Source organism: Hymenobacter sedentarius (assembly GCF_001507645.1).
Classification (GTDB): domain Bacteria; phylum Bacteroidota; class Bacteroidia; order Cytophagales; family Hymenobacteraceae; genus Hymenobacter; species Hymenobacter sedentarius.
This window is the reverse complement of record NZ_CP013909.1, coordinates 4,472,808-4,485,453: the sequence shown is the minus strand read 5'-3', so window position 1 is coordinate 4,485,453 and position 12,646 is coordinate 4,472,808. Positions and strand designations below refer to the sequence as shown.

The 12,646-nt window shown below is 61.4% G+C and carries 9 protein-coding genes; 6 read left to right on the top strand and 3 right to left on the bottom strand.

Annotated elements, in window-relative coordinates; genetic code table 11:
• Window positions 1-2: 2 nt before the first annotated feature.
• On the top strand, window positions 3-305 hold the full coding sequence (locus tag AUC43_RS21135) for a hypothetical protein (protein ID WP_157781168.1): 303 nt from the start codon (window positions 3-5) through the stop codon (window positions 303-305).
• 135 nt (window positions 306-440) lie between these two features.
• Here AUC43_RS21135 and AUC43_RS18255 read toward each other — a convergent pair whose 3' ends face one another.
• A complete protein-coding gene (locus tag AUC43_RS18255) occupies window positions 441-2,798 on the bottom strand; it encodes a phospholipase D-like domain-containing protein (RefSeq protein WP_068197055.1) in 2,358 nt (785 codons plus the stop codon).
• 440 nt (window positions 2,799-3,238) lie between these two features.
• Window positions 3,239-4,294 (bottom strand): UDP-N-acetylmuramate dehydrogenase, encoded by a 1,056-nt coding sequence (gene murB / locus AUC43_RS18250; RefSeq protein WP_335340903.1) that lies wholly within the window; start codon window positions 4,292-4,294, stop codon window positions 3,239-3,241.
• Window positions 4,295-4,365: 71 nt separating this feature from the next.
• Between murB and AUC43_RS18245 the strand changes: the two genes are divergently transcribed.
• Window positions 4,366-4,911, top strand: coding sequence for an RNA 2'-phosphotransferase (locus AUC43_RS18245; RefSeq protein WP_068197052.1), 546 nt, complete (start codon window positions 4,366-4,368; stop codon window positions 4,909-4,911).
• A 255-nt stretch (window positions 4,912-5,166) separates the two neighbouring features.
• Here AUC43_RS18245 and AUC43_RS18240 read toward each other — a convergent pair whose 3' ends face one another.
• Entirely contained in the window at window positions 5,167-6,585 is a 1,419-nt protein-coding gene (locus tag AUC43_RS18240; protein WP_068197049.1) for a sugar MFS transporter, read from the bottom strand.
• Window positions 6,586-6,656: 71 nt separating this feature from the next.
• On the opposite strand from AUC43_RS18240, the gene AUC43_RS18235 reads away from it, so the two are divergent.
• The 4 genes from AUC43_RS18235 (at window position 6,657) to AUC43_RS18220 (ending at window position 12,618) form a co-directional block, all read left to right on the top strand.
• Window positions 6,657-7,817, top strand: coding sequence for a THUMP domain-containing class I SAM-dependent RNA methyltransferase (locus AUC43_RS18235; protein WP_068197046.1), 1,161 nt, complete (start codon window positions 6,657-6,659; stop codon window positions 7,815-7,817).
• Window positions 7,818-7,961: 144 nt separating this feature from the next.
• The gene (gene recQ, locus AUC43_RS18230; protein ID WP_082685200.1) at window positions 7,962-10,691 is read left to right on the top strand and encodes a DNA helicase RecQ; all 2,730 of its coding nucleotides are present in this window, start codon (window positions 7,962-7,964) and stop codon (window positions 10,689-10,691) included.
• A gap of 247 nt (window positions 10,692-10,938) precedes the next feature.
• The gene (locus AUC43_RS18225; protein ID WP_068197045.1) at window positions 10,939-11,769 is read left to right on the top strand and encodes a LexA family transcriptional regulator; all 831 of its coding nucleotides are present in this window, start codon (window positions 10,939-10,941) and stop codon (window positions 11,767-11,769) included.
• A 126-nt stretch (window positions 11,770-11,895) separates the two neighbouring features.
• Window positions 11,896-12,618 carry a pirin family protein gene (locus AUC43_RS18220; RefSeq protein ID WP_068198881.1) on the top strand — a complete coding sequence of 241 codons (723 nt, stop codon included), beginning with the start codon at window positions 11,896-11,898 and terminating at the stop codon, window positions 12,616-12,618.
• The last annotated feature ends 28 nt before the right edge of the window (window positions 12,619-12,646 follow it).

The window sequence follows — 12,646 nt, the reverse complement described above, 5'->3', positions numbered from 1 at the left end:
CTATGAAAACAGACGCGATAAAGGAAATTGGAATTGATGCTGATGGACGATTAATTATTAAACCCGCGACGGTCCGGTTTCTGCATATCTGGCGCTCAGGAGCAGAGGTTCAGTGGGACGATAAGCAACAAGCTCTGTTTTCTCCTAAACCACGCGAATGGTCTTATCTCGACTGGTATCGCCATATAATCGAGGTAGCAAAAGATGGAGACGGAGGTGGGGTAGTTCTTCAAATCACGCCTAGCACAGAATGGAATAATGTGTCGGATGAGTTAAAACAGCAAATTCTAATGCTGACGTATTAAGTAATCGTGCAAAATCAAGCGCCAAAACGGCGGCTACATTCAGCAAAACGTTTCAGATATTTTCCTGAATAGCCACGAAAAAGGCTGCCCCTGATTCAGGAGCAGCCTTTTTCGTAAGCAACAATTGCGGTAGGATTACTCCACTACCACGCGGCTGGTTTGCACCGACTCCGGCGTCGTTACCTGCACCATGTACAGGCCCGACTTCAGAAACGTTGCGTCGATGGTCAGGTCGGCGCCGGTGTAGGACTGGGTGCGCTCGAGCACCACGCGTCCGGTTACATCGCGCAACACAATGCTGGCGGTGCGAGCCGTGGTGCTGGCCAGGCGCAGGTCAAAGCTGCCGCGCGTGGGGTTGGGGTAGGCCTGCATGGTGCTGGCCTGCACAGTGCCGGCGCGGGTGGCCAGCACGAGGCGGCACGCCGTGATGCCCTGGTTTTGGTTGGCAATGCGGGCGGCATACTCCTGGTAGTACTGGTTGGTGATGCGGGCGTCGTGGATGACGAGCGTGTTTTCGTCGTTCTCCGTGTCGGCCGAGGCCGTCCAGTTGTGCGAGCCCACGAACACCGTGGGGTCCGACTGCGAAGCGCCGGCATCCACAATCAGGGTTTTGTGGTGCATGATGCCGGTGAGGTGGTCGTAGAGGTAGCGGTTGCCCAGGCCGCCGCCCCGGATGGTGCGGAACACGAAGCCGGCCACGCCGCTGGTGTCATTGGTGAGACCGTCGGAGCATTGAGCAATGTTGCGCAGCGTGACCTGGTCGGCGATGGCGCGGCCAATGTCGGTGCGGGTAACGAGCATCGACAGCACGTGCAGGTCGTAGTCGGCGGTGCGAATAGTCTCGATGAGGCGGGCATTCACGTTGTCGGTGGGCGAGAACCACGACTCCACTTTCTTACTGCCAATGACGAGGTAGTGGGGCGTGTTGTCGGTTTTGCGCGAGCCAAACAGGGCGGTGCCGGCCGTGGCCGTGGTGCTGCCCCACATTTCCTCAAACTCCATGGTGTACACCCGGGCCAGGCTCTGGTCCTGAATGGTGACCACGTTGTTGCGGTCGGTGCTGAGCTGGGCCGGGGTCCAGTTGGTGGAGCCGGTCCAGACCATGGGGCGGTTGACGTTGGTGCTATTGGCGTCTATCACCACAAACTTATTGTGCATGATGGCGCTGCCCGTGCTGCCGGCCTGGGCCGGGCGGAAGATGCGCGGAATGGCGGGCGTGAGCTGGGCGATGCTAAAGTTGGAGTTGTCGTCTTCGTAGATAACCCGCACCTGCACGCCGCGGGCGTAGGCGGCGTTTACGGCCGTGAGAATCACGGGACTGTTCCAGTTGTAGATGGTGATGTCGAGCGTCTGCTGGGCCCGGTCGATGTAGGCGGCCAGGGTGTCGGCCACGTGGCCGCTGGGCAGGTACACGGCGTTGTTGTTGGGCAAGGCCAGGGTGTTGTCCACCGTGTTGGTGAAGTAGGTTTTCATGCGGCCCGACGAGAGCGACGCCGTAATCATGGGCGTCACGCGCGACTCGGAGCGGCCGGTGGCGTTTACCGAAACGGCTTGCACGTAATACACCGTGGCGGGCAGCAGGCCGCTGATGGCCACCGAATGCTGGGTGCCCTGCTGGCCGGCGGCCGTGACGGTGGTAGCCGGCGAGAGCGTGGGCGAAGTGGAATACAGCACCTGGGTATCGCCGCTGTTCTGGGTGTTGAAGCTCACCGTGAAGCCCGTGGTCGTGATGTCGGACGGCACGGGGCTGCTGGTCAGGTTGGGCGTGTTGCCCTGGATAAAGTCGGCGTAGGTGCGGTTGAGCAGCTGGTAGCCGCCCGTGGTGCTGGCAGAAGTAGAGGCGTACTGGCTCAGCACGCCCACCGCGTCGAACGTGCCTGTGGGGCTGGGCTTGCCCACCAGGCCGTTGGGGCCAGTAGAGTTGGCGTTGACGTAGGTCACCAGCGTGGAGTTGTTGTTCAGGCGGTAGGTGGTGTTGGCGGTGAAGGCCGTAACCAGGGCGCCCCCGGTGGTATTCACCGACGTTAGCCCGTTCAGACGCACCAGCATGCCTTCGTACTTCTCGGCATAGGCATCGGTGAAATTAGCGGCCGTGAACACCACCGGCGCAGGCACTTTGCGGTTGCCGGCCAGCACCGTAACGGAACTCACCGGGTCGATTTCCAGCAAGCCGCGGAACATTTTCAAGCCCCCCGTTACCAGGATGCTGTCGCCGGGCACTAGGCTGCCAATCAGGGCGCCGGTGGTGCCGCTGGTGGAGGTGTACACGCCAATGCCCGCGGTGCCGTCCTGAATGTAACGGATGGTGCTCACGGTGGAGCCCAGTTCGTTGCCGTTGGTCACGATGCCGGTCACGGTCACGGTGGGCCCAGCGGTGGTGTTGGTGGTAGGGGCCTGGGCCCGCGCCGCCGCGATGGTAATGGGGGTTTGGGCTTTGACGGCGTGCCACGAAGTAGCGCACGCCAGCAAGGCCAGCAGAGTAAATTTCTTCATGAAGGCGAAAAAGTGGGAGTGGGAAAAGCGAAGGATTGAGCCGAACTACAAAGATGCTGAATTACAGCAATACGGCCGGGCTTGGCCGGGATGGCTGGGGCCGTGGGCTAGGCTGATTTTTAGCGCCCACGCGGGGCCGCATGCCGCTGCCCGTGATGAACGCAACGAAGACCATGGCTTCGGTGCCGGCGGCATTGCGCGAGCTTGCTGCCACGGAGCAAGTAGTGCCCGGCAGTGGGGCGGTCAGGGCGAAGCCCCATTATTTGCATGGTAGCGAGGCTTCGACCGGTCTAACAGGACCGCCTTATTCTATACGCTTATTTGTGCACGAGTACTTAAGCAGCCCAACCAAAGAAGTGTTATTGCAACGTTTGCAGCAAACAGCAGATTGTTAGATATTTATCGCCAATAATATTGAGCTTTGCCCAAGTGCTGCCAAATCACAAAATGTTAACTTCAGGGTGCAGCTCCACGCCGAATTGCTGACGCACGGAGGCGATTATCTCCTCGGCCAGCTGGCGCAGCTCGTTGCCGGTGGCGCCGCCGTGGTGCACCAGCACCAGGGCCTGACGGTCGTGCACGCCGTGGGTGCCTTCGCCGGGGCCGCGGCGCAGGCCCTTCCAGCCGGCCCGCTCGATGAGCCAAGCGGCGGGCACCTTCATGCCGCCGGGTACGGGGTAGCCGGGCAGTTCGGGGTACTCGCTTTTGAGGTGGTCGAACTTGGCCTGGGAAATCTCCGGGTTCTTAAAGAAGGAGCCCGCGTTGCCGACCTGCGCCGGGTCGGGCAGCTTGGAGCGGCGGATGTGCACCACGGCCCGGCTCACGTCCTGCGGCGTGGGCTCGCCTTCGATGCCCAGCTCGGCCAGCGTTTCGGTGATGGCGCCGTAGCGCACGTTGGGTGCATACCCGGCGGGCTTGGCCTGGCGGTGCAGGCGCAGCACCACGGCCGTCACCACGTACTGGTTTTTGAGGGTGTTCTTGAACACGCTTTCGCGGTAGCCGAAGCCGCACTCGCCGGCCGTGAAGATGCGCAGCTCGCCGGTGGCCAGCTCAACGGCTTCGAGGTGGTCGAAGGTGTCGCGCAGCTCGGCGCCGTAAGCGCCGATGTTCTGGAGCGGGGCCGCGCCCACCGTGCCCGGAATGAGCGAGAGGTTTTCGATGCCGCTCAGGTCCTGGTCGAGGGAGTATTCGACCAGGCCGTGCCAGCTTTCGCCGGCGCCGGCCCGTACCAGCGCGGTATTGGTGTCGGGGTCTTCACTCATGATTTCCAGCCCACGGATTTCATTTTTCAGCACCACGCCATCGAAGTCCTGGGTAAACAGCAGGTTGGAGCCGCCGCCGAGGATGAGCTTGTCCGAGGCCTGCACTTCGGGCAGCTGCAGGAGTTGGCGCAGCTCGTCGGCCGAGGTGAAGCGGGCAAAATAGCGGGCCTGCACGTCGAGGCCGAAGGTGTTGTAGGGGCGTAGGGAAACGTGTTGTTCGAGGGCAGGCATCATGCCGTAAAGGTAGGGGCGGGCTTTCAAGCCTCGGGCGTAAGGCCCCCGCTTCTGTACCCAACCGTGCCATTATGGACCCCAAGCAAACCATTCGCCTCAGCAAGTTTCTGAGCCGCCACCTGCGCCATGCGCCCGCGGCCATCGGCCTCACCCTGCAGGAAGGCGGCTGGGTAGGGGTAGGTGAGCTGCTGGCGGCCTGCGCCGCGCACGGCGTCTGCCTTAATCAGGAGCAGTTAGCTCAACTGGTAGCGGCCAGCGACAAACAGCGCTTTGCCTTCGATGCCAGCGGCGAGCGAATTCGGGCTCAGCAAGGCCACAGCGTGGCGGTTGATTTGCAGCTCACGCCGGTTGAGCCACCGGCTATTCTTTACCATGGCACGGCCCCGGCCGCGCTGCCCACGATTCTACGCGAGGGCCTGCACAAGATGAATCGCCACCACGTGCACCTCTCGCCCGATGTTGAAACAGCCCGCCGCGTAGGCGCCCGCCGGGGCCGCCCCGTGCTCCTGGCCATTGACGCCAAGGCGCTCCACGAAGCCGGGGGTGTGTTTTACCAGTCCGGCAACGGCGTGTGGCTAATAGACCATGTGCCGCCAGAGTACCTGAAGGAGCGGTAAGTGGGTCAAGAAGAAAGAGAAGTTGGGTGTCATTGCCGCTCAACTGGCCTGATCTGACGCGAGTTTAGGCGCAGCCGTAACTCGTGACTGATTGTGACGTTGAGGCTGTGCTTCCACTGCCGCACAGCGGCAATCCGGTACCATGCAGAAAGAATGCGATGCAGCTCGTCCTGGTGCGGGGCGCAGCCTCGCCCGAATGAAATGTCACGAGTTACGCTGCGCTAAACTCGCGCCAGCCAATGCGAGCCAGCGCTCTTACCGCACGCGGTAGCCGCTCAGGGCGTAAAAGAGCAGGTACAGGTAGCACAGCATGGGCACCACAAAGGCCACGTGCAGTCCACCGCCGTTGGTGGCGAGCCAGCCCATCAGCGGGGGGATGATGGCGCCGCCCACGATGGCCATAATCAGGTAAGACGAGCCCTGCTTGGTGAACCGGCCCAGGCCCGTGATAGCCAGCGGGAAGATGACCGGCCACATGATGGAGTTCATCAGGCCGCAGAGCACGATGAGCCATAGGGCGGTTTCGCCGTGGCTCAATAAAGAAGCGCCCACCAGCGCCGCACCGGCTGCGCACACGGCAATGAGCAGCGCGCGGTTGTGGAATTTCAGCAGCAGCGGGATGCCCACCAAGCGGCCCACCAGCGAGCCAAACCAGTACGACGAAACCAGCACCGCGCCTACCGCTTTGGTGAAGCCGGCCGAGGTATCAATGGGAGAGGGCTCCTGCCCAAACAGCACCAGCGTGTAGTTGGTGGCCACGTTTAGCCCGCGCACCAGGCTTTGGGTAAAGGCCGAAAGCTGCTGAATGCCTTGCGACTCGCCGTAGCGAATAAGGAACGAGCCCAGCCCAACCTCGACGCCGACATACACGAAAATGGCCACCACGCCCAGCACGAGGTGCGGGAAGCCGAGGGCACTTTCGCGGTGCACCACCTGTAGCTTGCCATCCTCAGTCAACTCGGCGCCTCTGACGTCGCTTTCGGGCTCCATGCTTTCAATCTCAGGCAGCTTCACCAAGAAGAAAAAAACGGCCGCCAGGACCACCAAAAACACCGCCAGCCCAACGTAAGGACCTTTTACAAGCTGCGCCTCCTCGCCCAGGCGTTGGGACATTGGCAGGGCCGCCAGCCGCGCCTTCAGCGCCACCGAGCCGCCGAACAGCACCAGTCCGCCCACCAAGGGCGAAAGGCTGCCGCCAAAGTTGTTGGCCACGCCCACGATGCTCACCCGGGCCGCGGCATTGCGCGCCGGCCCCAAAACGCTGACGTAGGGGTTGGCCGCTACTTGCAGCAGCGTGATGCCAGCGCCCAAGGTGGCCAGGGCCGTGAGAAACAGCCCGAAGGCCCGCGAGTCGGCGGCCGGCACAAACAACAGGGCGCCTCCCGCCATCACGAGCAGGCCCACCACAATGCCGCGCTGGTAACCCAATTTCTTGAGCACCCAGCCGGCGGGCAAAGACATAAGAAAATACGCCCCAAAAAAGGCCGACTGCACCGCCGACGACTGCAAATCGGTGAGCTGGCACACGTCCTTGAGGTAGGGCATGAGCACGTCGTTGAAGTTGGTGACGGCGCCGAACAGGAAGAACAGCGTCGTCATCAGCACCATGGGCCCGGCGTAGGAGCGGGTGGGTGCGGCGGTGTTAGCAGAAGTAATAAGGGGTGCGGTTGCCATGTTGGGAGTTTTTGGGTGGCTAAAGGTAGAAATAAGTGGCACTCTGTTGCCGGAGCCCGACCTTTGCACCCATGCACCTTACCGCCACCACCCAGTTCGGCCTGGAAGAATTGCTCGCCGACGAGCTGTACCACCTCGGGGCCGACATCACGCACATCGGCTCGCGCGCCGTCGAGTTTATCGGCGACCACCGCCTGCTGTACGAAGTGGCCTTGTGGAGCCGGCTGTCGATGCGCCTGCTGCGCCCCTTCGCCGCCTTCCACGCCCCCGACGAAAAAGGCCTGTACCGCGAAGTGAGCCGCATCGATTGGGCTGATTTCATTGGGCCCGGCCAAACCTTCGCCATCACGGCGGTGGTCAACCGCTCCACGTTCGAGCACTCGCTGTTCGTGGCCCAGCTCACCAAAGATGCCATCGTGGACCAGTTTCGGGAGCGCAACGGCAGCCGCCCCGACGTGGACACCCGCAACCCCGACATCCGCCTGCACCTGCGCATGTCGGAAAACGAAGTCATCCTCAGCCTCGACGCGGCCGGCGACTCGCTGCACCGTCGCGGCTACCGCCAGCACACCAACGAGGCCCCGCTGAACGAAGTGCTGGCCGCCGGCCTCGTGCTGCTCTCGGGCTGGGACGCCAAGAAGCCGCTTATCGACCCCATGTGCGGCTCGGCCACCATCCTCACCGAAGCCGGGCTGCTGGCCCAGCGCATCGCGCCCGGCCTGTTTCACCAGGGCAAGTTCGGGTTTGAAAACTGGTACGACTTCGACCCCGAGCTCTGGAACCAGGTGCGCGAAGAAGCCAAAGCCCAGCGCCTCGAAGAGCCCCAGGCCTACATCGCCGGCTCCGACCTCGACCCCAAAGTCATTGACATGGCCGCCGCCAACATCACCGCTGCCGGCCTGGAAGACTGCATCCGCCTCTCGGTGCGCGACGTGAAAGACGCCACGCCCCCCAAGAACCAAGAGCCCGGCATCGTCATCACTAACCCGCCCTACGGCGAGCGCATCGGGGAGGAGGCCGAAATGGCGGCCCTCTACAAAACCATCGGCGATGCGCTTAAGGCCAACTTCCAGGGCTACGATGCCTTCGTGTTCACCGGAAATCTGGAAGCGGCCAAGAGTATTGGGCTGAAAACGGCGCGCCGCACCCCGCTCTACAACGGCCCGATAGACTGCCGCTTGCTGAAGTACGAGCTGTACCGCGGGTCGCGGCGGGAGCCGAAAGCGGTGTAAGGGCAGCACCCAGGAACTTCACCCCCGGCCCCTCTCCAAAAGAGAGGGGAGCCGGACGACTTCGGCAAGTGCATTTCCGGTTCCCCCTCTTTTTTGGAGAGGGGGTCAGGGGGTGAGGTTCCCAGCGCCGCCTAACATCCCCATATGGAAGAGCCTACTCGCAAGCTCGGCGGCCCACAAGAGCACATCTTCACCACTACCGTTCGCACCTGGGACAAAGCCAAAGCTTACGCCCGCGAAAACCGGAAGCAGCCAACGCCTTCTGAGCAAAAGCTTTGGCAATACCTGCGAGCTGCTAAGCTGGGCGCTAAGTTCCGACGTCAACATGCCATCAACTTTTTTATCGTTGATTTCATCTGTCTCGAAGCCAAGCTAATCATTGAGTTAGACGGTGAAATACACGCTACGCCAGACCAGTCCGAATACGATGTCGGCCGTACCTTCACGCTAAAGGAATTAGGCTACCGCGAACTGCGTTTCACCAACCAGCAAGTGCTAAATCAATTGGATGAAGTGCTTGCCACCATTGCCGAAAATCTGAAAGTCAACACACTAGAATACCCGCTTGGCTCCCCCTCTTTTTTGGAGAGGGGGCCGGGGGGTGAGGTTTCCCAGAATACCATGCCCGACACCCTTACTACCGCCACGCCCGACCTGCTGCCCGCTGCCCGCCAGGCCCTGAAACGGTATTACGGCTACGACAATTTCCGCCCCATGCAGGGCGAAATCATCCAGCACATCCTGGCGGGCAAAGACACGGTGGTGCTCATGCCTACGGGCGGCGGCAAGTCGGTCTGTTTCCAGATTCCGGCCGTTGTGTCGGAGGGCACGTGCATCGTCGTCTCGCCCCTCATCGCCCTGATGAAGGACCAGGTGGAGGCACTCAAAGCCAACGGAATTGCCGCGGCGTACATCAACAGTAGCGTGGGCCAGGCCGAGGCCAACGACATTGCACGGGCCGCCGTAGGGGGCTACCTCAAGCTGCTGTATGTGTCACCAGAAAAGCTGCTGTCGGATGGCTTTCTGCAGTTTCTAAACCGGGTTAACATCAGCCTCTTTGCTATCGACGAGGCTCACTGTATTTCGAGCTGGGGCCACGATTTCCGGCCCGAGTACACCCAGCTTGGCCAGCTGCGGACGCACTTTCCCAGCACGCCCATCATCGCACTCACGGCCACGGCCGACCGCCTGACGAAGCGCGACATCATCACCCAGCTCAACCTGCACGAGCCCAAGGTGTTCTTGTCCAGCTTCGACCGGCCCAACATCAACCTGCTGGTGCGCCCCGGCCAGGACCGGGTGGGCGCGGTGCTCGACTACATTGCCCGCCACCCGCAGGACCCCGGCATCATCTACTGCCTCTCGCGCAAGACCTGCGAAACCATTTCACAGAAGCTGATTGCCAAAGGCGTGAAGGCCGCTCACTACCACGCTGGCCTCACGCCGCTGCAGCGGGGCAAGGCCCAGGAAGCCTTTTTGCAAGATGATATTCAGGTGATTGTGGCCACCATCGCCTTTGGCATGGGCATCGACAAGAGCAACGTGCGCTGGGTGATGCACTACAACCTGCCCAAGAACATCGAAGGCTACTACCAGGAAATCGGCCGTGCCGGCCGCGACGGCGCCCCCAGTACCGCCATCCTGTTCTACAGCTTCGCCGACGTGATGCAGATGCGGGAGATGGTGACCAAGGACGTGCCCGCGCGCCAGGCTCAGCTCAACACGGCCAAGCTCGAGCGCATGCAGCAGTTTGCCGAAGCCGCCTCCTGCCGCCGCAAAATCCTGCTCAACTACTTCTCCGAAACGCTGGGCGAAGACTGCGGCAACTGCGACATCTGCCGCAACCCGCCCACCACGTTCGACGGGACGCTTATTGCCCAAAAGGCGCTGTCGGCGGTGTTCCGCAGCCGCGAGCGGGTGGCCATCAATTTGCTCATCGACATCCTGCGCGGCATGCGCAACCAGGCCGTGCTGCAAGGCGGCTATGACCAAATCAAGACCTACGGCGCAGGCCGCGATCTGCCGTACCTGGACTGGTACAGCTACATCCACCAGATGCTGAACGACGGCCTGTTCTACATCGCCTACGAGGAAGGCTACGCCCTGAAAATCACCGAGCGCGGCCACCAGGTGCTGAAAGGCCAGCTCACCTTGCCGCTCCGCAAGTTCCAGCCCTCGGAGAAAGCTGAGAAGCCGACCCGCGCCGGCAAGAAGGCGGCCGTTACGGCCACAATTGGTACGCCCGAAGCGCAGCTGTTCGATAAGCTCCGCAAGCTGCGGAAGGCCATTGCCGACGAGCAGGGCGTGCCGCCTTACGTGGTGTTCTCCGATGCTACGCTGCAGGAAATGGCGGCCGAGCGGCCGGTGAGCCGCGTGGGCATGCTCGGGATTTCGGGCGTGGGCATGAAGAAGTTCGAAACCTACGGCGAGTCCTTCATCAAGCTCATTTTGGAGCACGCCGGCGGTCAATACGTGCCCTCCGATTCCGACAACATGTTCAGCGAGCCGCCGCGCCCCCGGGTGGCGGCGGGCGCCCGCGCCGCCGTGGCAGCGGCCGACAAGCCCGTGAGCGACTCCGAGGACGCCACCATCCAGTTTCACCAGATGGGCCTCACGCCCGAGGACATTTCCGAGCGCCGCGGCCTCGCGCTGAGCACCGTGAAAACGCACCTTTACAATGCCTACGCCAAAGGCCGCGAGCTGCGCATCCACGATTTTGTGAGCGATGCTGAATTAGCTCAGATTTTTACGGCCCGGGCCCAGCTCGGTGGCGAGCCCACGTTACGCGACTTGTTTGACCACCTGCGTGAGAAGTATGACTACTTCCAGTTGCGCATGGCGGCCCTGTACCACAAGCGGTTGCGTGGGCAATAACCACCATTAAAGCCTGGGCTGGCCGGTTGCTGCTTGCCTCGGCAGTGCTCCTGTCAGAGCTAGCGTGGGCTGCCGTATTTGGTTGAAAAAGCCCCTGTGCCGAAAATAGTAAGCAAGTAGCTCAACGCTAAAGTGGTGGGCAGAAAATTATTAGCTAAGTGAATTAGTAACTTCGCGGCTGCGTTGCTAACTTCACCAGCCGAATCTGCGTTGAGACCAACGACATTCCCGGCTGCTGCCCTTCCCGATGATTAATACCAACCTCAAGTTTTGCCGGCGTGAATTGGCCCTCACGCAGGCCCAGATGGCCGACAAGCTCGGCATCAAACGTTCCCTGGTGGGCGCGTACGAAGAAGGACGCGCCGAGCCCCGGCTCGCCACGCTCGTCAACATGGCGCGCCTGTTTGGCATCACGCTCGACCAGCTGGTGACCACCGACTTTAGCAAACGCAAGAACGCCAAGGCCATTGGGGCCATGCGCGCCCAGGAGCCCGCCGCGGCCGGCACGGCGGAAGACGACACCGACCCGCCCACCTCGCCGGCCGGGGGCAAGCTGCGCGTGCTGGCCCTGACCGTGGACAAGGACCAGAACGAAAACATTGAGCTGGTGCCCCAGAAGGCCGCCGCCGGCTACCTCAACGGCTACGCCGACCCCGAGTACCTCGAGGTATTGCCCAAGTTCCGGCTGCCTATGCTCTCGCAGTCGGGCACGTACCGGGCCTTCGAAATTGCCGGCGACTCCATGCTGCCCATTACCAGCGGCACCGTGATTGTGGGCCGCTACGTGGAGGATTGGACTACCATCAAGGACGGCACGCCGTGCGTGGTGGTGAGCAGCAAGGATGGCATCGTGTTCAAGCGGGTTTTCAATAAGCTGCGCTCGAACGCCATGTTTGTGCTGCACTCCGACAACCCCAACTTCTCGCCCTACGACATCAACGTGGACGACGTGCTCGAAATCTGGGAAGCCAAGAGCTACATCAGTAGCACGTTCCCCATCGCCGAGCTCTCGCTCGAGCGCGTGGCCAGCCTTGTGCTCGACTTGCAGCAGCAAGTTGCCTTGCTCAAAAAGGCGTAAACAGAACGTTCATATTGCTATTTTGCAAGCCCTTCCGTAGCCGCGGAAGGGCTTTGCTTTTGGCGGGTGCTAACTATGCAGCGCGCCGGCGCGTATGCGCTTCACGCCAACCTTCGTTTTCGCCCTATGCTCAAGTACATTTCCGCCGCCGACCGCCACCATGCTGCCCCTGCTGCCTGGCTCAGCAGCTATTTCCTGTTTTCGTTCGCCGATTATTTCGACCGCGACAACATGCATTTTGGCCCGCTGCGGGTATTCAACGACGACAGCGTGGCGCCGCAGTCCGGTTTCCCGCAGCACCCGCACTCGGAAATGGAAATTGTGACGCTGGTGCTGGACGGCGAAATCACGCACCAGGACACGATGGGCAACAAAACGACCATCAAAGCCGGCGAAGTGCAGCGCATGACCGCCGGCACCGGCCTGGCCCACTCCGAGTTCAACCGCCAGGACAAGCCCCTGCACTTGTATCAGCTCTGGTTTATTCCCAGTCAGAAAGGCTTGGCTCCGAGCTACGAGCAAAAAGACCTGGATTTTACCACCAGCAACAAAAACGAACTGGTGCCGCTCGTAACGGGCCAAAAAGTGCTCGAAGACGTGGTGTACATGAATTCGAATAGCACCGTGTACTGGTCCAACCTGAGCGAAGGCAAAGAAATAGAATTCAAGACCTTCCCCATCCGCCTAACCTTCATCTACGTCAAGGAGGGCACTATTTTCGTCAATGGAACCGAACTAGGGCCTAACGACCAGGCCCGCATGACCGACGACGAAGTGGTGCAAATCCGCGCCGAGAAAGACGCTCAATTTATCTTAATTGACCTACCGGGCACCGAGGCTAATTATTAGCAAGCCCTGATTATGGCGCATAAAAAAG